The organism is Mycobacterium sp. PTI7, from assembly GCF_056679845.1.
In genome coordinates this window covers 1,292,819-1,314,795 of the sequence record NZ_CM155252.1, presented here as the reverse complement: position 1 = coordinate 1,314,795, position 21,977 = coordinate 1,292,819, and the positions used below count along the sequence as shown (strand labels likewise).

The 21,977-nt window shown below is 69.9% G+C and carries 19 protein-coding genes; 4 read left to right on the top strand and 15 right to left on the bottom strand.

Annotated elements, in window-relative coordinates; all coding sequences use genetic code 11:
• The first annotated feature begins 50 nt into the window (after nt 1-50).
• Nucleotides 51-365 (top strand): putative quinol monooxygenase, encoded by a 315-nt coding sequence (locus AC1MEY_RS06380; protein ID WP_480229855.1) that lies wholly within the window; start codon nt 51-53, stop codon nt 363-365.
• 1 nt (nt 366) lies between these two features.
• Complete coding sequence (locus tag AC1MEY_RS06375) at nt 367-1,197, top strand: mycofactocin-coupled SDR family oxidoreductase (RefSeq protein WP_480229854.1); 831 nt, start codon at nt 367-369, stop codon at nt 1,195-1,197.
• Here AC1MEY_RS06375 and AC1MEY_RS06370 read toward each other — a convergent pair.
• The 12 genes from AC1MEY_RS06370 to AC1MEY_RS06315 form a co-directional block, all read right to left on the bottom strand.
• Nucleotides 1,194-3,278: a thiamine pyrophosphate-dependent enzyme gene (locus AC1MEY_RS06370; protein WP_480231332.1), complete on the bottom strand. Its 2,085-nt coding sequence runs from the start codon at nt 3,276-3,278 to the stop codon at nt 1,194-1,196. The two genes, AC1MEY_RS06375 and AC1MEY_RS06370, sit on opposite strands and share 4 nt — an antisense overlap.
• 101 nt (nt 3,279-3,379) lie before the next feature.
• On the bottom strand, nt 3,380-4,573 hold the full coding sequence (locus AC1MEY_RS06365) for an acyl-CoA dehydrogenase family protein (protein ID WP_480229853.1): 1,194 nt from the start codon (nt 4,571-4,573) through the stop codon (nt 3,380-3,382).
• A 28-nt stretch (nt 4,574-4,601) separates the two neighbouring features.
• A complete protein-coding gene (locus AC1MEY_RS06360; RefSeq protein WP_480229852.1) occupies nt 4,602-5,837 on the bottom strand; it encodes an amidohydrolase family protein in 1,236 nt (411 codons plus the stop codon).
• Nucleotides 5,838-6,932 carry an FUSC family protein gene (locus AC1MEY_RS06355; protein ID WP_480229851.1) on the bottom strand — a complete coding sequence of 365 codons (1,095 nt, stop codon included), beginning with the start codon at nt 6,930-6,932 and terminating at the stop codon, nt 5,838-5,840.
• Entirely contained in the window at nt 6,916-7,419 is a 504-nt protein-coding gene (locus AC1MEY_RS06350; RefSeq protein WP_480229850.1) for a (2Fe-2S)-binding protein, read from the bottom strand. The genes AC1MEY_RS06355 and AC1MEY_RS06350 overlap by 17 nt, the downstream gene beginning before the upstream one ends.
• Nucleotides 7,412-8,281, bottom strand: a complete 870-nt coding sequence (locus AC1MEY_RS06345) for an FAD binding domain-containing protein (RefSeq protein WP_480229849.1) — start codon at nt 8,279-8,281, stop codon at nt 7,412-7,414. The genes AC1MEY_RS06350 and AC1MEY_RS06345 overlap by 8 nt, the downstream gene beginning before the upstream one ends.
• On the bottom strand, nt 8,281-10,599 hold the full coding sequence (locus tag AC1MEY_RS06340) for a xanthine dehydrogenase family protein molybdopterin-binding subunit (RefSeq protein ID WP_480229848.1): 2,319 nt from the start codon (nt 10,597-10,599) through the stop codon (nt 8,281-8,283). Before AC1MEY_RS06340 ends, AC1MEY_RS06345 begins: the two co-directional genes overlap by 1 nt.
• A complete protein-coding gene (locus AC1MEY_RS06335; protein ID WP_480229847.1) occupies nt 10,599-11,390 on the bottom strand; it encodes an ABC transporter permease in 792 nt (263 codons plus the stop codon). The genes AC1MEY_RS06340 and AC1MEY_RS06335 overlap by 1 nt, the downstream gene beginning before the upstream one ends.
• Nucleotides 11,387-12,238, bottom strand: a complete 852-nt coding sequence (locus AC1MEY_RS06330) for an ABC transporter permease (protein ID WP_480229846.1) — start codon at nt 12,236-12,238, stop codon at nt 11,387-11,389. The genes AC1MEY_RS06335 and AC1MEY_RS06330 overlap by 4 nt, the downstream gene beginning before the upstream one ends.
• Nucleotides 12,235-13,071 (bottom strand): ABC transporter ATP-binding protein, encoded by an 837-nt coding sequence (locus AC1MEY_RS06325; RefSeq protein ID WP_480229845.1) that lies wholly within the window; start codon nt 13,069-13,071, stop codon nt 12,235-12,237. The genes AC1MEY_RS06330 and AC1MEY_RS06325 overlap by 4 nt, the downstream gene beginning before the upstream one ends.
• A 36-nt stretch (nt 13,072-13,107) precedes the next feature.
• Nucleotides 13,108-14,106: an ABC transporter substrate-binding protein gene (locus tag AC1MEY_RS06320; RefSeq protein WP_480229844.1), complete on the bottom strand. Its 999-nt coding sequence runs from the start codon at nt 14,104-14,106 to the stop codon at nt 13,108-13,110.
• A gap of 350 nt (nt 14,107-14,456) precedes the next feature.
• Complete coding sequence (locus tag AC1MEY_RS06315; protein ID WP_480229843.1) at nt 14,457-15,506, bottom strand: LLM class flavin-dependent oxidoreductase; 1,050 nt, start codon at nt 15,504-15,506, stop codon at nt 14,457-14,459.
• A gap of 85 nt (nt 15,507-15,591) precedes the next feature.
• On the opposite strand from AC1MEY_RS06315, the gene AC1MEY_RS06310 reads away from it, so the two are divergent.
• Nucleotides 15,592-16,197: an SRPBCC family protein gene (locus tag AC1MEY_RS06310; protein WP_480229842.1), complete on the top strand. Its 606-nt coding sequence runs from the start codon at nt 15,592-15,594 to the stop codon at nt 16,195-16,197.
• Here AC1MEY_RS06310 and AC1MEY_RS06305 read toward each other — a convergent pair.
• Together AC1MEY_RS06305 and AC1MEY_RS06300 are read right to left on the bottom strand one after the other, a co-directional pair.
• The gene (locus tag AC1MEY_RS06305) at nt 16,175-16,642 is read right to left on the bottom strand and encodes a RidA family protein (protein ID WP_480229841.1); all 468 of its coding nucleotides are present in this window, start codon (nt 16,640-16,642) and stop codon (nt 16,175-16,177) included. The genes AC1MEY_RS06310 and AC1MEY_RS06305 overlap by 23 nt on opposite strands.
• Nucleotides 16,639-17,400: a GntR family transcriptional regulator gene (locus AC1MEY_RS06300; RefSeq protein ID WP_480229840.1), complete on the bottom strand. Its 762-nt coding sequence runs from the start codon at nt 17,398-17,400 to the stop codon at nt 16,639-16,641. The genes AC1MEY_RS06305 and AC1MEY_RS06300 overlap by 4 nt, the downstream gene beginning before the upstream one ends.
• A gap of 220 nt (nt 17,401-17,620) precedes the next feature.
• Here AC1MEY_RS06300 and AC1MEY_RS06295 point away from each other — a divergent pair, with 220 nt between their 5' ends.
• On the top strand, nt 17,621-20,296 hold the full coding sequence (locus tag AC1MEY_RS06295; RefSeq protein ID WP_480229839.1) for a hypothetical protein: 2,676 nt from the start codon (nt 17,621-17,623) through the stop codon (nt 20,294-20,296).
• Between the two features lie 3 nt (nt 20,297-20,299).
• Here AC1MEY_RS06295 and AC1MEY_RS06290 read toward each other — a convergent pair whose 3' ends face one another.
• A complete protein-coding gene (locus AC1MEY_RS06290; RefSeq protein WP_480231331.1) occupies nt 20,300-21,967 on the bottom strand; it encodes a ribonuclease J in 1,668 nt (555 codons plus the stop codon).
• Nucleotides 21,968-21,977 lie beyond the last annotated feature (10 nt).

Here is a 21,977-nt window from a genome sequence, read left to right as displayed (position 1 = left end):
CTCGGTAAGGTGTGCGCCGGATCACTCGCCGGAGAGTATGAGGAGCACCAATGCCCGTCGTCGTCGTCGCCACCATGACCGCCAAGCCCGAATCCGTCGACGCGGTGCGCGACGCCTGCACGACGGCGATCGAGGCGGTGCACGGCGAGCCCGGCTGTGAGCTGTACTCCCTGCACGAGGCCAACGGCACCTTCGTCTTCGTCGAGCAGTGGGCCGACGAGGAGGCGCTGAAGGTGCACAGCACCGCACCCGCGATCGGCGCACTGTTCGGCGCGATCGGTGAGCTGCTCGACGGCGCACCCGACATCAAGATGCTGACGCCGGTGGTGGCCGGCGATCCCGCCAAGGGCCGGCTGCGTCCCTGACGTGGCTGCGCCCGACGGCCCGCTGACGGGCAAGGTCGCCTTCATCACCGGTGCGGCCCGCGGACAGGGTCGTGCACACGCGGTACGGCTGGCGTCGGACGGCGCCGACGTCATCGCCGTCGACCTCTGCGACCAGATCGCCTCGGTCCCCTACCCGATGGCCACGCCCGACGACATGGCCGCGACGGTGAAGCTCGTCGAGGACACCGGTGCGCGGATCGTCGCGGCCCATGCCGACGTGCGCGACCGCGACGCGCTCAAGGCCGCGCTGCGGGCGGGCGTCGACGAGCTGGGTGGCCGGCTGGACATCGTCATCGCCAATGCGGGCATCGCACCGATGGCGGGTGAGAACGCCTGGCACGACGTGATCGACGTGAACCTCACCGGCGTCCACCACACCGTCGACGTCTCGATGCGTCCGATGATCAAGGCAGGCAACGGCGGTGCGATCGTCCTGATCAGCTCGGTCATGGGACTCGTCGGTCTTGCGTCGCCGTTCGCCGGCTCGATCGGCTACGCGGCCGCCAAACACGGCGTCGTCGGACTGATGCGCTCGTACGCGAATCTGCTGGGGCCACAGGGCATCCGGGTCAACTCGGTGCACCCCGCGGGGGTGCGGACCCCGATGATCGACAACGAGTTCACCCGGCAGTGGCTCAGCGAGATGACCGGCGCCGAGGAGGGGTCGCAGACCATGGCGAGCGCGGCCAACATGGAGACCGTCGAGCCGGAGGTCATCGCCGACACCGTCGCGTGGCTGGTGTCGGACACCGGCAAGCACATCTCGGGGGTCGCCCTGCCCGTCGACGACGGGTTCGTCAACAAGCGTTAGGACCGGCCCGCCAGCTCCAGGGCGGCGTCGAGGATCGTCTGCTCGGACAGCAGCACCTCGAGGGCCGCGTCGCCGAGAGGGATGAAGCTGTCGTGGCTGGCGACCCGGGCCATCGCGCCGCGGAAGCCGCCGTCGATCAGCGCGGTCAGGACGCCCTCGCTGACGCCGCCGCTGCGCCGGGTCTCGTCGACCACCAGCACCCGCCCCGTCGCCGCGGCCTCGGCGAGCACGTCGGCCACCGGCAGCGGCGCGAGCCAGCGCAGATCGACCACCCGGGCCGCGACGTCGTGCTCCGCCAGCGTGCGGGCCACCCGCAGGCTCATCGGCACGCCGTTGCCGAACGTGAGGATGGTCAGGTCGCCGCCGTCACCGTAGGTGCGGGCGCGGCCGATCGGCACCACACCGCCGGAATCCGTTGCCAGCCAACCGTCGTCGCCGTCGGAGTGCAGATCGCGGGTGTGGTACAGCGCGATCGGTTCGAGGTATACGCAGACCAGGCCGGCGGTGCGCGCCGCGACGACGCACGACCGCAGCATCGCCGCGGCGTCGTCGGGCCGCGACGGCGAGGCGACCACCACGCCGGGGATGTCGCGGATGGCGGTGATCGAGTCGTCGTTGTGGAAGTGCCCGCCGAAGCCCTTCTGGTACCCGTACCCCGCGATGCGCACCACCATCGGATTCCGGTACTGGCGGTTGGAGAAGAACTGCAGTGTCGCGCCCTCGCCGCGAATCTGGTCGGCGGCGTTGTGCAGGTAGGCCAGGTACTGGATCTCCGGGATCGGCAGCATCCCGGAGACGCCCGCGCCCAGCGCGAGCCCGAGGATCGACTGCTCGTCCAGCAGTGTGTCGAACACCCGTGCCGTGCCGAACGCCGCCTGCAACCCCCGGGTCACCCCGTAGACGCCGCCCTTGCGCGCGACGTCCTCGCCGAACACCAGGGCGTCCCGGCTGTCGGCCAGGATCCCGTGCAGCGCGCCGTTGATGGCCTGCGCCAACGTCATCGGCGCACCGTCGCCACCGGCCGGCGCAGTCCGCGCACCCGCCTCGGTGGCGGCGACGGCCTCGTCGAGCGCGTCCCGCAGCGGCGTCATCACCGCGGCCGCGCTATCCAGCTGATCGAGTTCGGCGACCTCGCGGGCGATGTCGAGCACCGCGGTGCGCTTCGCCTCGTAGGCGTCGAGCACGTCCGCCGGTGTCAGCACACCGGCATCGATCAGGAGGCGCGCGGTGCCCAGCAGCGGGTCCCGGGCGTAGTCGGCGGTGATGTCGCTCGGCGTGCGGTAGGAGGGCTCGTAGTCCGAGCCGGCGTGCCCCATCAGCCGCACCGTCCGCAGGTGCAGGAACGCGGGCCGCCGCTGCGTCCGTACGAAGGCGGCTGCCTCCGCGGCCGTCGCGAGCACGGCGGGCAGATCGGCGCCGTCGGCGGAGAAGTACTGCAGGCCTTCGCGATTCGAGTAGGTCCGCGCGATCCAACCCTGCGGCGTCCTGGTGCTGATGCCGATGCCGTTGTCCTCGCACAGCAGCAGCAGCGGCATCGGAAGCCCCTGGTAGGCGGTGTGCATGGCGGCGTTGATGGCGCCCACCGCGGTCGAGTGGTTCGCCGACGCATCTCCGAAGCTGCACACCGTCACGGCATCCGACGGCCATGCCGACTCGACGCCCAGCTTGCGCGCCCGCGCGATCGAGAACGCCACGCCCAGCGCCCGCGGCAGGTGTGAGGCGATCGTCGACGTCTGCGGGATCACGGCGAGGTCGTGCCGTCCGAACACCTTGTGCCGACCACCGGAGATCGGTTCCTCCGTCGCGGCGACCAGACCGAGCAGCACGTCGCGCAGGGCGTCACTGCCCGACTGCTGCTGAGCCCGGGCGAGGAAGAAGCCACCCGAACGGTAGTGCAGCAGAGCGGGATCGGTGGGTCGCAGCGCCGCGGCCACCGCCGCGTTGCTCTCGTGACCGGACGAGCCGATGGTGTAGAAGCCCTTGCCCTTCGACCGCAGCCAGCGCGCGGCCAGATCGAGGTGGCGGCTGCCCAGTTGTGCGTCGAACACGTCGAGGCACTGCTGGGCCGGGAGGCCACGCAGACGTTCCGTACTCGGCGCGGACGGCTCGTCGAGCGCACCGACGGTCGTGGTGAAGTGGTCGTCGATCGACTCGGCCACGCTGGTGAACCCCTATCGCCTGGTCAGCGGAATGCCTGGGTGCCGGTGAGGGCCTGCCCGATCATCAGCGTGTGCATCTCGACGGTGCCCTCGTAGGTGAGCACCGACTCGAGGTTGTTGGCGTGCCGCATCACCGGGTATTCGCCGGTGATGCCGCTGGCGCCCAGGATGGTGCGCGACGTCCGGGCGATCTCGATGGCCTCGCGCACGTTGTTGAGCTTGCCCAGACTGACCTGTTCGGGCAGCAGACCGTCGGCGTCCTTGGCCCGACCGAGGTGCAGCGCCAGCAGGAAGGCCTTGCCGTATTCGAGCGTCATGTCGGCGAGCTTCTGCTGGGTGAGCTGGAAGCCGCCGATGGGCCGGTCGAACTGGGTGCGCGACTGGCTGTAGGCGAGGGCCGTCTCCAGGCAGTCCCGCGCGGCACCGACGGCGCCGAACACGATGCCGAAGCGCGCCTCGTTGAGGCAGCTGAGCGGTGCCCGCAGGCTCGTCGCCCCCGGCAGCCGGGCACTCTCGGGCAGACGGACGTCCTCGAGGACCAGCTCGCTGGTGACCGACGCGCGCAGCGACATCTTGTTCTTGATGGTGTTGGCGGTGAACCCCGGTGTGTCGGTCGGGACCGCGAAGCCCCGCACGCCGTCGTCGCTGCGCGCCCACACGATGGCGACGTCGGCCACCGAGCCGTTGGTGATCCACATCTTCGAGCCGTTGAGGATCCAGTCGTCGCCGGAGCGGGTGGCACGGGTGCGCATGCCGGCGGGATCGGATCCGAAGTCGGGTTCGGTCAGGCCGAAGCAGCCGATCGTGCGACCCTCGGCCATTCCCGGCAGCCACTGCTGCTTCTGCTCCTCGCTACCGAACGCGTGCAGGGCGAACATCGCGAGCGACCCCTGCACGCTCACCAGCGAGCGGATCCCGGAATCCCCGGCCTCCAGTTCGAGGCAGGCCAGCCCGTAGGCGGTGGCCGACGTCCCCGCGCAGCCGTAGCCCTCGAGGTGCATGCCCAGCAGACCGAGCTGACCGAGTTCGACGGCGAGGTCGCGGACGGGCAGCTCCCCGGCCTCGTACCAGCCGGCGATGTCGGGGGCGATCCGGCTCTTCACCAGCGCACGCACGGTGTCGCGGATCTGCCGTTCCTCGTCGTCGAGCAGGCTGTCCACCCGGAAGAGGACGTCGGGAGTGGTGGGACCGGACTGCGATGGTGCTTGTCGGGACACGGTGGCTCCTAGATCGATGGGACGGGTTTCAGCAGCAGCCGGACGCGTGGGCTCCGACCGGGGCCGGGTGCGGTGTGGCGCGGCGCATGATGGCACCCTGCCACGTGACCGACCGGCTGGGCGGCGGGGTCTGCTCGCTGCGGGTGCTCACCAGCGGCTCACCGTCGACCAGGACGGTGGCGATGCCGGGCAGATCGCCGAGGGCGAACGATTCCAGCGCATCTCTCGCCGTGGACCCGGTGATCGGACCGAGCACCACGAGGTCGGCCGGCCTACCCTCCGCGATGACGCCCGTGTCGAGTCCGTGCGCACGGGCGGTCTGGCCGGTCGCCGCCGCGACGGCGGACACCGGGTCCATGCCACACACGGACGCCAGGTAGCACACGTTGCGCAGCATGCCCCGCGGAATGACACCGGTCCCTCCCGGGGTGTCGGTTCCGAGGGTGAGGCGGTCCAGCCTGCCGCGGCGGGTCAACTCGTCGACGACGACACCGGTTGCGCGGTAGTTGTTCGAGCTGCACACCTCGACGAAGGTGTCGGGCAGGCCCTCGATGATCGCGACGATGTCGGCGTCGGGTGGTGGGATGGGTCCGCCCGAGATGTGCCCCACGACGTCCGGTCCCACCGCGACCACGACGTCTGCACCGGCGACCCTGCTCGAACCCGAACGCGACACCCCGCCGGAATGCAGCTTCACGGTCATGCCCCGCTCGTGGGCCCAGCGCACGTACCGCTGGGCTTCTCCGTCGCCGAGACGGTTCCAGTCGTAGAAGATGAACTTCAGCTGATCGATGCCCTCGCGTGCGGCGCGATCGAAGTGGTCCTCGGTCATGCCGGGAACCAGGAGCACGGTTCCCGCGTCGACCTTGACGCCGGACGGGCGCATCCGCCCGGTCGTGTGCTTCGACGTGATGGCGATGCTCAGCACGAGTTCCGGTGTCAGCGCGTCGAATGCGAGGCCCGGGATGTGCAGTTCGCCGGCGGACACCATCGAGGTGGTGCCGCCGTGCAGGTAGTTGTGGATCCACCCGACCGCGTTCTGCGCAGGCGTCCACTCGCCGAAGGTGGGATGCACGTGGCCGTCGACGAGACCGGGGATGACGGTCAGCCCGCCGGCGGACAGGACCCGGTCCGGGGCGGACGCGGAGCCCCCGATCTCGGCGATGACACCGTCCTCGATGACGAGCGTGGTGTCTCGGACCGGAGCGACGTCGCGGTCGCCGTGAACCAGGAGGCCGATGTCCTCCACGAGCAGTGTCGCCACCTAAAGCCTCCTCGTTTGGATTCTGTATACGATATCCGACGGCGCCTGCGGGTGGTAGCCGCCCCGGCGCCGCGCGGCACCGAGACGCAGCACGAGCGGTGTCCCGAACACCACCGCCACCACGATCGCCGCCCCGACCAGGTTCATCGCGAGCCTGACGCCACCCTCGTACCAGGGGAAGAGCAGCGGATACTCGCTGACGACCAGCAGCACGGGCGGGCCGGTCACCGCCCACCAGGTGTAGTTGACCGGCCGTAGGGCCATGGCCACCGTGAACAACCCGACGGTGACGGCCGCGACCACGGGGACCGACGGGTGCGTCCCCAGCAGTCCGGCGGCGATCACCGCGCCCACGCCGTTGCCCGCCAGGCGCTGAGCCAATCGCAGTCCCGTATCGGCGGCGGTGGGTTGCACGGTGAGCAGCACGCCGGTCACCAACCAGTGCCCTCCCACGAACCCGTCGGGGAGAAGTCCCGCAATCGCCACTGCCGCTGCCACGGCGACTCCGACCCGGACGGCATGCGCCCCGGACTGCCGCCGCGTCCCACGGTCGAACTCCGGGTCCGCACGGCGGGCCGTCGCCCGTCTGCACCAGAACCATGCAGTCCACGCCACCATCACCACGAATGCGCCCACCACGTACGGGACGAGGACCACCGCCGACGGGACCGCGCCGCGGACGTCGACGGCGACGAGGACCACCGCGAGACCGGCGGTCGGCCCCACCCGCTCGAGCAGTGCGCCGCACACCGCCGCGACGACCGTCACTGCGGCGAGCGCCAACGGGTGCCCGACGGCCAGCATGGCGCACGAGGCGCCGACGACCACCGCGACGCCGCGAGCGCCGATCGTGGCGACCGCCGCACGCCAGGTCCGCGGCAACGTGGGTACCGCGGTCAACACGAAGGCGAGCGCCGTCGCCGATGCGAGCCCCGCGTGCCCGACGGCGATCGGCACCACGAGGATCACGGCCAGCCCAGACGCGAGCCAGGCCGCCATCCCCCACCGGCTGCTACCGACCGGACGCAGGAGCGCCGAGTGCCAGCGCGACGGCATCACCGGTGTCGCCGACGCGACGTCACGGGTCCTCTCCATCCTGCGACGCCGCGGCGTCCAGCACGGCGTTCACGATCCCCTGATAACCCGTACAGCGGCAGATGTTGCCCGACAACGTCTCCCGCACGACGTCGGCGGTCAACGGCTTCTCGGCGTCGGTGTCGCGAAGCAGTTCTACCGCGCTCACCAGGAAGCCCGGCGTGCAGAAGCCGCACTGCAGGCCTCCGCGGTCGGAGAAGGCCCGTCGCAGTCGAGCCGTCTCCTCGAACTGGTCAAGACCCTCGACCGTGTCGACCCGCATCTCGTCGACCTGGGCGGCGAGCATCAGACACGCCCGGGCGGACCGCCCGTCCACGAACACGGTGCAGGCACCGCACACCCCGTGCTCGCAGCCCAGATGCGTTCCGGTCAGGCCGAGTTCGTCGCGGAGGAAGTCCGCCAGCGAGAGCCGCGGCGACACCGACCGTCTGACCAGCGTGCCGTTCACCGTGACGGAGACGTACACCGGCTGGGGGTTCTCACTCATCGTCGTCTCCTCCCGTCGCGCGCCGCGACGCATCCATCAACGCTTCGACCAGCGCGACCGCGCACAGTCGGCGCACGTAGTCGGCATCGTCGGCCGCCGGTTCGGTCGCGCGGGACCACGTCTCGGCGAGGTCGCGCCAGAGCGCCTCGGTGGGTCGGGCGCCGGCGACGTCGTCGGCGACGAACAGCAGCGGCCGGTCGGCGACGCTGAGCACGGCGGCCCGAGCCGACTCGACGCACCCGTCGGGTCGCAGGGTGACCATGGCGCCGGCACCCGCGAGCCCGTAGTCGCCGTGCTGACGGGCGTATTCGACGAATCCCCAGCCCTGCTCGGGCCGGATCGCCGGTACCGAGATCCACGTGATCATCTCGTCCGGGGCGAGGGCACTGGTGTAGAACGACACGAACATCTCGTCGGCGGGCACCTGCCGCCGACCCGTCGTCGCGGATTCGACGTGGAAGACGGCGTCCAGAACCAATGTGGCGAGCGGCATCTCGGCCGCCGGGTCGGCGTGCGCGACCGATCCGCCGATGGTGCCGCGGTTGCGGATGCCGACGTGACCGATGTACCGCGCGGCGTCGGCGAGCAGCGGTGCACGCGCTGCGATCAACGGGTCGACCTCGACGGCGCGGTGGGTGACCAGAGCGCCGAGCACCAGGTCGTCGGTGTCGTCGAAGACGCGGTTCAGCTCGGTGAGGCGGCCGATGTCGATCACCGCCGACGGTCGAGCCAGCCGGAGGTTCATCAGAGTCAGCAGCGACTGCCCACCCGCGAGCAGCTTGGCGTCGGGATCCGCCGCCAGCAGGTGCAGTGCCTCAGCCACCGAATCCGGTCGGTGATAGGCGAACTCGGCAGGCTTCATCACGCCACCTCGGCGAGTGCGCGGCACAGGTCCCCGGTGCCGATCGGCGTCGTCGTCACGTGGTATCGACCGCCCAGTGCCGAATCGACGGCGCCTGCCACGGCGGCGTACACCGCAATCGTGCCGCTCTCCCCCGCTCCCCGGACACCGAGCGGATTGCTCGGGGTGTCGACGTGCAGGTGGTCGACGATGACGTCGGGGACGTCGGTGGTCAGCGGGAGGTGATAGGCGGCGAAGGTGGTGGACGTGGGGTCACCGGTGGGCGAGTATCCCCACGCCTCGAACAGCGCGCCGCCGATGCCCTGGGCCACACCACCGACGATCTGCCCCTCGACGATCCGTGGATTGATCTCGCGGCCCCCCTCGTGGGACACCGCATACCGCAGGACCTTGACGATGCCGGTCCGACGGTGCACGCCGAGGATCACCGCGTGGACGCCCATCGTCCACGTGACCGTCGGAACCCGATAGACCGTCGTGACGTCCAGTGCCGCTGCACCCTCGTCACGGCCACCGACGCGCGAGGCCGCCGCCAGTTCCTCCCAGCCGATGGAGCGCTCGGCCGAAGCGAACCGACCGGACGCGTAGTCGACGTGGTCCACCTCGAACAGGCGGGCCGCCCGCACCGATGCCGCGTCGACGAGTTCGTTGGCTGCCTGGTGGACCGCTGACCCCGCGAGGACGGCCGACCGACTGGCGAACGTGCCGACGCCGTCGGGCAGCCGCTCGGTGTCGGACGCGACGTAGCGCACCCGGTCGAGCGGTACCGAAAGGGCTTCGGCGGCAACCTGGGCGAACACCGTCTCGTGCCCCTGCCCCGCCGATGCGGCGCCGGCGGTCACCTCGAACCGGCCGTCGCCCAGCAGCCGGATCCTGGCCGTCTCGTGCGGTCCGCGGCCAGTGGCCTCCAGGTAGGACGCCACTCCGTATCCGATGAGGTGGTCGGGGTTCTCGACCGCGCACACGTCCACCTCGGTGGCGGGGAGGGCGCGGGTCACCGAGTCCAGGCAGGCCAGGTAGTCGCCACCGTCATACGCGACGGGCACACCGTCGCGGTACGGGATCGGGCGTGCGTAGGGCATGTCCGCGGCGGTCAGCAGATTGCGGCGCCGGATCTCGCTGGTCGTGAGCCCGACGTGCGCCGCGGCTGCGTCGAGGCTGCGCTCCAGCGCGAAGGTCGCTTCGGGCCGCCCCGCGCCGCGGTACTGCGCGACGAGCGTCTTGTTGGTGAGCGCCGCGCGACCCCGCACGTGGACGGCGGGCACGCGGTACGGCCCCATGAGGTGAATCGCCGTGTTGGCCACGATGCCGGCGACCCACAGGCTGCCCGCACCGATGTCGACGACGAAGTCGACCTCCCACGCGAGGATCCGCCCCTCGGCATCGACCGCGAGTCGTGCCCGGTGTTCCTGATCGCGTCCCTGTGCGCTCGACACCAGGTGCTCCTGACGATCCTCGACCCAGATCACCCGTCGCCCGGTGTGCCTGGCCAGGACGGCGAGCACCACTTCCTCGCCGTAGACGTTGGCCTTGGTCCCGAAGCCGCCTCCGACGTCGGGAACCGACACCTTCACGTCCTCGCGACCCCAGCCCGTCACGGTGCAGATGGCGTTGCGCACCATGTGCGGCACCTGGGTCGAGGTGGTGACCTCGACGCGCTGCCTGACCCCGTCGACCTCGGCCAGCACACCTCGACACTCGAGCGGCACGGCGCCGTGGCGCTCCATGCGGTACGTGCCCTCGACCACGTGGTCCGCGGCGGCGAAGACCGACCCGGGATCGCCGAACGAATACTCCAGCCGCGCCGCCTCGTTGGTCGCGAGGTGGTCGAACAGCACCGGACCCTCCGGAGCCAGCGCGGCGTGGGCGTCGAGCACCGGCGGCAGCGTCTGGTAGGTCACCTCGACCTGCTCGGCGGCATCCTCGGCGAGGTAGCGGTCATCCGCGACGACGACGGCGATCGGCTGACCGACGTAGTGCACGGTATCCGAGGCGAGAATGGGCAGCCGCTGCTCCGCCAGCACCAGCGACGTCGCGGCCGTGAAGTCCGGATCGGGAATGGTCAGCGACGGGATGTGCACCCCGGCCAAGCCCAGTCGTTCTGCATCGAAGATACCGTGTACGCCGGGCATCCGCTCGGCAGCCGCCGTGTCGATGCCGACGATCCTGGCGTGCGCGCACGACGACCTGACGAAGACGACATGGTGAGCGCCGGCGGCTCGGTCGGCCAGGAAGCTCCCGTTCCCGTCCAGCAGGCGGTCGTCCTCCCGTCGCCGCACCGAACTACCGATGTAGCCCGTGTCAGTCGTGTCGGACATCAATGAATCCGCTTCTCCCACTGCCACAGCGCAATCGAGATGCCGAAGGAGATGGTGATGAGCAGCATGATGGTGGCGACCATCGACGGATAGTCGCCGTGGCTGTACGCCTGGAGGACGACGCGCCCCAGCCCGCGGCGCGTCGCGAAGAACTCGGACAGCACCACGCCGACCACCGCGAGGCTGACGGCCAGCCGGATGCCGGTGAGCAACGGCCGCCGGATGGCCGGAAAGATGATGTGCGTCAACGTCTGCCAAGCGTTCGCCTGAACCGACCGGGCGAGCTTCCAGTAGACCTTGGGGATCTCCTGCACGCCGGTCGAGACGTTGATCAGCACCGGGAACAGCGCGAACAACACGCCCATGACCACCTTCGAACCCGACAGGCTGAAGATCGGAAGGAGTACCGGGTACAGCACGATCTTCGGGATGCCGTTGAGAATGATGAGGAGCGGTTCGAAGACGAGGCGCATCCGGCTGGACAGGCCCAGCACCAGACCGAGACCGCCGCCGATCGCCGTCCCGATCACGAAGGCGAGCAGTACCGCTTGCGCCGTGACCCTCAGGTCGAACAGGTAGGCGGGGTCGGACAGGTTCGCGATGAGCACCGTCACGGTCTGCACCGGTGAGGGGATCACGAACGTGAGACCCGACAGCACCTCCCAGGCGATGACGATGACGACGGCCAACAGGGTGGCGCCCACGAGTTGGCTGTTGAGGATCCCCCGCACGGAGAACCGTCCCCGTGCCGGGGTCGCGCCGTCGACGGGCTTCGGCAGGACGGCGGTCACGTGTTCCTCCCCCGCAGCAGGACTCGCTCGACCGCCGCCAGGGCCACCGTCAACACGCACGACAGCAGCAGCACGACCACGATGTAGGCGAACATCGTCGTGTTGTCGAAGATCTCGTAGAGGTAGCGGATCCGATAGCCGAGACCCGCCTGGGCAGTGGTGAACTCCATGGCGATGGTCCCGATCAGTGCGTATACCACGGCCAGTCGCAGACCGGCGACGATGTACGGGCCGGCGGCGGGGATGGCGATCGCGAAGAGCGTCTGGCGGGGCGAGGCGCGCAGCGAGCGGGCGAGTTTCAGGTAGACGGGCGGCATCTGGTTCAGTCCGACGGCCGTGTTGAGCGCCATGGGTATGGTCGCCATGATCGTGGCCAGGATGATCACGGACATCGCGTTGATCCCGACCAGGACGATCATCACCGGATAGAACAACACCAGCGGAACCGCGTAGAACGACACCAGATACGGCTCGAACACCCGGCCGATCAACGGGATCTTCCAGAACACCAGTCCCGCGCAGAACCCCAGGAGACAGCCGAACAGGATCGACAGGGACACCTCGACTCCGGTGCGTTGCGCGTCGAGCCAGAACTGCGGTTCGGTGAGCAGCGGGCCGAGGGCGCCGAGGACCACGGACGGCGCAGGCAGGACGTTGTCGCTCCACCAACCTGCGCGCGAACCGATCTCGGCGAACACCGTGAACATGACGACGAGGCCGAGCGTCGAGCCCACGCTGATGGCCAGTGAGCCCAGCCGTCGGTTCCTCCTCGCCGGTGTCGGTGAGTCACGAGGGGACGGCACGGTGTCGTGGGGCAGGTCGTCGGTGGCCGCGAAGGAGGTCGTCACGTGTTCACGGCCTCCTTACCGGGCTGCGACGCCGTTTTGCCTGCGGTTTCCTGCTGCTTGAAACCCCGCATCGACTCGGCCTGCAGCGAGCCCCAGATGCGGTTGTGCAATTCGTTGAAGCGTGGCGTGGACACCACGCCCGCGTCTCGCTCGTCCGGCAGATCGATGTCGACGACGTCGATGATCGTCCCCGGCCGGTAGGACATGACCCAGACCTGTTGGGACAGCAGGATCGCCTCGGAGATGTCGTGGGTGACGAACATGATCGTCTGTTTCGTCCTGGCCCAGATCTGGCGCACCTCGGCGCCGAGGAAGAGCCGGGTCTGCTGGTCGAGTGCGGCGAACGGCTCGTCCATCAACACCACCTCTGGCTGCACCGCGAGGGTCCGCGCCAAGGCGACGCGCTGCCGCATGCCGCCGGACAGCTGCGACGGGTAGGACTTCTCGAATCCACCGAGCCCGACGAGTTCGATGGCCTCCCGGGCGCGTTGGCGGCGCGCGTCCTTGGGGGTACCGATCATCTCCATCGCGAAGCTCGTGTTCTCTTCGACGGTGCGCCACGGCAGCGTCGAGTCCTCTTGAAACACGACCCCGATCTTGGGGTCGGGTCCCGTCACCGGCTTGCCGGCGACGCTCACCGTGCCGGTGGTCGACTTCTGCAGGCCGGCCACGACCGCCAGGAGCGTGGACTTACCGCAGCCACTGGGTCCGACGATCGAGACGAAGCTCGATTGCGGCACGGCCTGGTCGATCCCGGTGACCGCCGTGACCTTGCGCGCCGGGGTGTCGAATACGACTGACACCCCTGCCAATTCGATGCCCTGGGATTCCATGACGTCGCCTTTCCGGTAGGTCGGAGGTGCAGACGGTCAGAACGTGGTCCTGGCGTCCTCGGGGAGGTACTGCTGATCCAGGACGGTGGCCCAATCGACGGGCTCGGTGATCTGGCCTGCGGCGACCATCAACTCGGAGAGGTTCGTCAGCCCGGCGGAATCGACCTTCAGCGAGTAGCCCTTGGCGAGGTCGGGGCTGGCGGCGAATGCGGCCTTCATGACCTCCGGCGAGACGCCGACGAGTGGTGCCAGTTCTGCGGCTGCCTCGTCGGGCTTCGACACCACCCACTCGTTCAGCCGGTCGGCCACCTTGAAGAAGGTCTTGAGGTTCTCCGGGTTGGCGTCGGCGTACTCGGTGTTGACGGCCACCAGGTCCGCGGGCAGATCCCCGAGTACCTCTCGGGAGTTGACCACGACTTCGGCATTCTCCGAGGCCTGCTTGTCGGCGATGAACGGTTGCATCGCCCAGCCGGCGGTGATCTGGTTGGCCTTCGCAGCGGTCCAGTTGTCGCCCATCTGTCCGACGGCCTGCGCCTTGACGCCATCACCGAGTTCGCGCTCGAGACCCTTGACCAGGAGTTCGGTGGACGACCCTGCCGAACTGAAGCCGAGGGTGGCGCCCTGGATGGTGCGTCCCGGCGGGCTGATCCAGGAGAAGTCGTTGACCTGGAACCACGGGGCGACGACCTTGAGGTTGGAATTCGGTTGCCGCGCGGCCAGGAGTACCGACGTATTGCCCGCGATGGCCATGTCGGCGTCCCCACTGGTGACGACCCGCAACGTGTTGCCGCCACCGCCACCGGAGAACAGGTCGACCTTGAGTCCCTCGTCCTCGAACCACTTCTTGTCGATGCCGGCCTGCAGGATCGCCATGAACGGGAGGCTGTCGACCCCCGTCGCGGAGATGCTCAGCGTGTCGGCGGCGGCGCCACCGGCCCCGGCGGGTCCGGCCGACTCGTCGGCACACGCCGTGGTGCCGATGAGCAGCGACGTCGTGGCGGCAATTGCACCAAACAGCTTGCGGAACCGTGCCATCGGGAGGCCTCCGAGTAGGTCGATGGATATTGGATACACTATACGAACGGTCGTGACGTGCCGCAACACTTAGCGGCGACGAGATGGCCGGCGTAACAGACCGGCGACCTCGAGACCCACCGCGACGCCCGTCACCACTGCCGCCGCCGTGAAGCGCGCACCCGTGGTCCTCGTCGGTGGGGTCGATTCATTCTGCGCCGCAGCGCGTTCCGGCGCATTCGGAGTGGAGTGCGGCACCGGATCGAGATCGCCGTCCGCTGAGGTCAATCGTCGACGCAACGGCGGCGGAGCCCCTGGCACGGCGCTCCCGGGGGCGGGAAGGAACCTCCGCTCGGACGCGTCGAAGGCGTTCATGCCGGATCGGCCCCGGGCGCCTGCACGGCGCTCGACGGTCCGTCGACGATCTCGGCGAACGCCCGGATCGTGCCCTCGCGACTCTGGCCGGGCCGCACGAACGGGACGATCGACACCTGATCGACGCCGAGTGACTCGATCTCCTTCAGCCGCTGGGCACACTCGTCCCGCGTCCCGGCGAGCGCGAACAGGTCCACCAACTCGTCCGGGACGAGGTCGGCGTGGGCGGCCTCGGTGTTCATGTGCTCGTAGTAGTCGTACTTCTCCCGGATCCGGTCGATCGCCTTCTCCAGCGACGGGTCGACCTTGGCCGGCAGCGGCCGGATGGCGACCCGGGACACGTGCGCGCGCACCAGATCGCGCGCCTCGGTGCTGTCGTCGGCGATCGCCGTCGGCGTCCACAGCACGATGTGCAGGTCGTCGAGCGTGCGCCCACTCTGCGCCGCCCCCTTCTCGATGGTCTGGAGCGCAGCCTCGATGAAGTGCGGTGCCGTGCCGACCAGCACGATGACACCGTCGGCGATGCGACCCGACATCTCGAGGATCCTGGGCGCCGAGGCGGCCACGTAGATCGGGATGTCCATCGGCCCGTCGAGGTAGTTCAAGTGGAACTCGGCGCCACTGGTCGCCTCGGTGACCGCGTCACCACGGAACAACGACCTGAGTTGTCCGATCGACGTCTCGAGTTCGGCGAGCTTCTGCGGCTTGAGGCCCATCGTCCGCAACGAGGAGTCACCCGTTCCGATACCCAGTGCCACTCGCCCGCCGGTGAATTCGGCGAGCGTCGCCCACGTCGACGCCAGCACGGACGGATGTCGCGTGACGGCATTCGTCACCCCGGTACCGAAGACGATGCGCTCGGTCCCCACCGCAGCCGCGCCCATCACGGTCGACGACTCGCGCCAGATGTTCTGGGAGTCACCGAACCACACGTTGTCGTACCCGAGGTCCTCGCACAGACGCACGTACGAACACATGGCCCCCGTCGGCTCGGTCGGGAACAGTCCGACGCCCTTGCTCAGCATGCCGGGAACCTCCTTGCCCATGGCGGGCTCGCGTTGGATAGTGTATCCAATCGTAGTTCTCGTGATTGCGATTCCACAACCGCTAGCACCGAATGGGAGCCCGACAGTGCAACTCGTCAACGAATTCGCCGTCGACGCACCGCTGGACGTCGCATGGTCCGTACTCACCGACATCCCTGCGGTGATCGCCTGCGTACCCGGTGCCGAACTCGACCACCGCGACGGCGACGACTATCACGCGCACGTCGCCATCAAGGTCGGCCCGGTCGGAATGACGTTGTCCGGAAAGGCCTCCGTGGTCAGCCGTGACGATGCGGCCAAGCAGATGGTGGTTCGGGGCAATGCCCGCGACCGCGCGGGCAACGGATCGACCGAGGCGACGGTGCACATGGTGGCGCGCGGCGACGGTGGCCGCTCCGTGATCACGGTGACCACCGACCTCGAATTGAGCGGGCGGATCGCGCAATTCGGTCGGGGCGTGATCGTGCAGGTGAGCAACCGCATCATCGGCCAGTTCACCAAGCGACTGAATGCCGCGATCTCGGGCGACGACGCCACGCCGGCCCCGCACGAGGACACGGGATCTGCGCCCGGGGCCGGGCCGTACGACGCCGGATGGTTCCCGTTGCTGCTCAACGGATTGGCCGGCGTCGCGCTCGGCGTCGCGGTGGGAAGGTGGCTGAACCGTCTCAGTCCCCCGTCGCCACGCTGACCACGAGTTCCAGTTCGACGCACGCGCCGCCGGGCAGCGAAGCCACCCCGACCGCGGTGCGCGCATGCGAGCCGATGGTGTCGCCGAAGACGTCCAGGAGCAGCCGGGAGGCCCCGTCGATGACCGCGGGATGCGCGGCGAAGTCCGGGACCGCCCGCACGTAACCGCGCAGGTGGTTCACGGCGATCACCGCGTCGAGACCGACTGCGCCCTGCACAGCTCCGAGCAGGTTGAGCGCGGCGAGCCGCGCCTGCTCACGCGCCGCGTCCACCGACACGTCGGCACCGACGATCCCACTCAGCGCGGGTATCTCGTCACGGCGCGCCGTCGCTCCGGACACCCAGAGCTGGTCGCCCCAGAGCCGACTCGGGGCGTAGGCGCCCTTCGGCGGCGCCGGCGGCGGCACGTCGAGCGCCAGGCTCGCGAGCCGGTCGGCGACGGTCACTCCGACGCGGCCGCGGTTTCGGCGGCGAACATCTCGTGGATGGGAGCGAGGGCGTGGGCCCGATGCTCGTGGTTGAGCGCCACCATGCGCTCCACGTCGCGATCGGCCATGGCGTCGATCATCAGGACGTGCTCCTTGCACACCTTCGTCATGTCGAGCAGCGACGAGTACAGCGGCCGATAGGCATCCGCGGTGTTCCACAGCTGGGTGACGATGCGCTTCGTGCGGGCCATCCGGCTCTGCTGGAACGTCAGGAAGTGAAAGTGCCTGTTGGACACGCCCACTGCGATGAGGTCACCCGCCTTCAGCGATTCATCCATCTCCGCGTTGCACGCGCGCATCTGGTCGACGACGTCGTCGGTGACGCCGGGCATCGCATCCCGGATGAGCGCCTCCTCCAGGATGGCGCGCAGCGTGAAGACCTCGACGAGATCGTCGAGGCCGAGCTTGGCCACCCGGTATCCGCTGTGCGGAACATAGGTGATGTACTCCTCCGCCTCGAGCGTCTTGAGCGCCTCGCGAACGGGGATGCGCGACATGCCGAACTGCTCGGCAAGGGTTTCCTGCACGATCCAGCTGCCCGGCGCCAGCTTGCCCGTGGTGATGTCGTGACGCAGCGCCTCGGCGACGGCCTGCTGTGCGGTCTTGGGTCGCACGAAGTCGGATCGGGGACCCCGGTCGTCGTTGGGACGAGCGGTGGTGGCGCCCTTTGCAGCACTCTTGGTGCCGGAGCGCGGGCTCGCGGTGCGCGGTGGCATCGTATCTCGCTTTCAGCTGATATTGGATACTCTATGCGATCCGCGACGTCGGACGTCAACACCTCGACCCGGCCATCGGCGGTCGGAGTTCCATGCCCCCAACGGCCCGCCGGCACCGTCGAGAACCGTTCGAAGACACCGTCACCAGCGAGAACAGATTACTAGGGTTTCCCCCGATTCCTGGCCCGCCGCCACTCCGTAACTTCGAATCGAGGCCTCGATGCCTTTCGACGGGGGAACGACGATTTCGAGTTGGACGCGAGCGAACTCGGCGGTTCGCAGGACACCACCTACGCCGACGCACCACGGGGGGCACGCCCGGTACGTCGGGCGGATCGGCGCGCTCGCAGTCGCACTCGGCATCGGCCTCGCATCGGGCGACCCGACCGGGCTCGCGTGGGCCACCCCCGACGAGGACGCGACGACGGCCGAGGTCGGCACGGAGACCCCCGCAGACGACACCGGCTCGACGCCCGGCACGCCATCGGGCGGCACCACGAGCCCCGAGTCGCCGTCGAACGAGGGGTCCTCGCAGGTGACCTCGCAGGTGGGGCCCGACTCGTCGCCGCCGGTGACGGTCAGCAGCACCGGCGGCGCCAACACCTCGATCAACGGCGAGACCAACGCCACCGCAACGCAAACCGCTCCCGCCGCCGCCGACCCGCCCGAACCCGAGCCGGCGGCGGAGCCGCCCGCCCCGGTCCCGACCGAGACACTCGAGACCGTTCCCCCGGCGCCCGTTCCCCCGACGCCCGTTCCGCAGACACTCGTCGCGCCGACGCCGGTGACGCTCGAGACCACGCCGGAGGTCTCGTCCCCCGACGGCGGAGGGTCGACCTCGGTCACCGGCGGGGACCCCCGGACGCCCCGTCCGTCGACGCGCCCTCGGCTCCGTCTCGCCACCAACGATCCGGCCGCCCGGGGACTCGACGCCACCACCGCCGCAGCGCCGGCAGGACCGACGCAGGACGCCTGGACGGCGCTGCTCGACACGCCCGCACCGGCGATCGGCGCCAGCCCGTACCTCGCGGCGGGCACGGTGCTCGGCCTGGTCGCCAAGGCAGGCATCGCCCTGCTTGCCCCGTTCCTGGTGCCCGGCACGGGCAGCCCGGTGGCCCCGCCGCTGGTGTGGACCGTCCTGGCCTGGGTGCGCCGCGAGTTCGACGCCGCGGTGTCGGGCGTCGCCGACGCCAACGCCGACCCACGCCCGAACGCCCAGCTCTCGAATGGCCAGGCACATCGGCGCGGGGTCCTCGGCGACGTCACGGTCGCCGGACACGGCGGCGCCGCGACCGCCTTCGCCGACGGCGGAACGCGCGCCGCGCACACGACCTTCACCGTCGGGGACTCGTCCACGGTGTGGGCCACCACGATCACGGTGGTCGACACCACCACCGGTCGCCAGGTCGGCGACCCGGTCGACGTCGGCGGGCGATGGCACCCCGGCAGCACGCTGGTCACGCCCGACGGCGCCCGGACGCTGCAGATCACCACCATCGGGGACGCCCCGGTACGACTGTCCCGCCTGACGGTGGTCGACAACGTCCTCGGCCGGAAGGCCGGTCAGACGACCGTCGTCGGCGAACGCATCGTCGACCTCGGTGTGGCGTCGTGCCGGGCGGCACTCACCACGGACGTGTTCGACGCGGTCACCGGCGAGACCACCACGCGCCTGCGGATCGTGGACACGGCGACGGGGGCGCGGGTCGGCGACACCATCGACGTCCCCGGCCGTCCGCGGCCGCCGCTCGCGGTCAGCGCCGACGGCACCCGCCTGCTGCTCGGCACCGGCGTGGGCGACGCCGGCGTGGGCGACACCGCCACCACGCACGTCGCACTCGTCGACCTCACCTCGGGCCGGCGCATCGGCGCGGCACTCGACCTGGCCGGTGACGCGGGCAGGGCCGCGGTGAGCGCCGACGGTGCGTGGGCGGTGCGGACGACGTCGGTGTCCGACGGGGGAACCGCCGACGCCCACGTCACGGTGATCGACGCCGCCACGGGCGCCCCGGTCGGCGAGCCGCTGATCCTGGTCGGGCAGACCGTGGACGATGTCGCGTTCACGCCCGACGGATCGCGCATCACGCTGCAGACGCATTCCGCCGACGCGGACGTCACGCGCCTGGCGATCGCCGACTCCGCGACCGGCGATCTGATGGGCGACCCCGTCGAGGTGGACGGCCGGGCGACGGGCGTGGCCCACGCCCTCGACGGCAGCCGGGTGGCGGTCACCACTTACACCCGGGACGTCGCCACGGGTGGCTACGCCAACCGGATGTCGGTGGCCGACACCGCGACCGGCTCGCCGATCGGCGAGGCCGGCACCGTCGACCAGTCGATCGGCCGCGTGTCGTTCGTCGCGGGCGTCGACCGAGCGGTCGTCGTCAGCGATGCCTTCGACGCGGCCACCGGCGCCTTCGGCACCAACGTGACGGTGTTCGACGTGGCGAACGGCTCACGCGTCGCCGACACCCTCGTCATCGCCGGCCTCGAGGAGCGCACCACGGTGGGCCACGGGGGCACGGCCGTGGCGGTCACCACCTACGCAGCGGACCCCGAGACGGGGGCGCCGATCACCACGCTGGTACTGATCGACGCGGTGACGGGCACGCGGATCGGCGACCCGGTGGAGATCGCGGGCCTGCCCGGCGAGGCGACGTTCAGCCCGGGTGGCACCCGCGTCACCCAGACCGCGACGACGGCCGACGGGCACACCACGCGAGCGGTCGTCGTCGACACGTCGGACGGTACCCGGGTGGGTGGGACGCTGGTGCTGGACGGCGAGCCGATCGGCACCCGGTTCAGCGACGACGACGCGCGGCTCACCTACGCCGCCCAGTCGCGGCACGCCGACGACTCGACGACGACCCGCTACGTGATCGTCGGAACCGCCTAGGAGTCAGTCGATCTCGAGGATCGTCGGCACGATCATCGGCTGCCTGCGGTACACCTCGCCGACCCACTTGCCGACGGCGCGACGGACCGACTGTGCGATGCGTGCCGGATCGGTGACGCGTTCGGAGGCCAGCGACTCGAGGGCCTCCTCTACCTTTCGCGTCGCCGGCTCGAGCGCCTTCGGGTCCTCCGAGAAGCCCCGCGAGTGCAGGTGCGGTTGGCCGACGAGCTTGCCGGTCCCCCGCCGCACCGCGACGGTGATGGCGATGAAACCCGATGCGAGCGTAAGGCGTTCACCCAGCGTGGTGTCGCCGACGTCACCGGTGACGAGACCGTCGACGAACATCTTGCCCACCGGAACCGCGCCCGCGATGGAGACGGCGCCGTGGACCAGGTCGACGCTGACGCCGTTCTCGGCCAGCATGACGTTCTTCTCGGGCACGCCGCTGAGGACGGCGAGTTTCGCGTTGGCCCGCAGGTGCCGCCACGTGCCGTGCACCGGCATGACGTTGCTCGGACGGACCCCGTTGTAGAGGAACATCAGTTCGCCGGCGTAGGCGTGGCCCGTGACGTGGACGCGCGCCTGGGCGTTGGTGACCACGCGGGCGCCGATCTTGGACAGCGCGTCGATGACGCCGTACACCGCCTCCTCGTTGCCGGGAATCAGCGAGGACGAGAGGATGATCAGGTCGCCGTCGGTCAGCGTGATGCTGCGGTGCTCACCGCGCGACATGCGCGACAGCGCGGCCATCGGCTCGCCCTGGGTTCCGGTGGTGATCAGCACGATCCGGTCGGCGGGCATCATCTCCGCCGCCGCGATGTCGATGACGTCGTCGGTCGCGACGGTCAGGTAGCCCAGCTCCCGCGCGATGCCCATGTTGCGCACCATGGAGCGGCCGACGAACGACACCTTGCGGCCCAATGCCACTGCGGCGTCGACGATCTGCTGGACCCGGTCGACGTTCGAGGCGAAGCACGCCACGATCACCCGACCGTCGGCACCGCGGATCAACCTGTGCAGCGTGGGGCCGATCTCGCTCTCCGACGGGCTGACGCCGGGGTGCTCGGCGTTGGTGGAGTCGCAGAGGAACAGGTCGACGCCCTCTAGACCGAGGCGGGACATGCCCGGCAGATCGGTGGGTCTGCCGTCGAGCGGCATCTGGTCGAGTTTGATGTCGCCGGTGGCCAGGACCGTGCCTGCGCCGGTGCGCACGGCGATCGCCAGGCAGCCCGGGATGGAGTGGTTGACCGCGAAGTACTCGCACTCGAATACGCCGTGCGTGGTCCGCTGCCCCTCGGCGACCTCGATCATGACCGGCTTGATCCGGTGCTCGCGGCACTTCTCGGCGACCAAGGCCAGCGTGAACTTCGAGCCGACGATCGGCACGTCGCGCCGCAGCTTGAGCAGGTGCGGGATCGCGCCGATGTGGTCTTCGTGCGCGTGGGTGATCACCACGGCCTCGACCTCGTCGAGGCGGTCCTCGACCAGGCGCAGGTCCGGCAGGATCAGGTCGACGCCGGGCTCGTCGTGGTTGGGGAACAGCACGCCGCAGTCCACGATCAGCAGGCGGCCGAGATGCTCGAACACCGTCATGTTGCGGCCGATCTCGCCGATGCCGCCGAGGGCCGTGATCCGCAGACCGCCCGGGGCGAGCGGTCCCGGCGGCGTCAGCGGAGCGGTG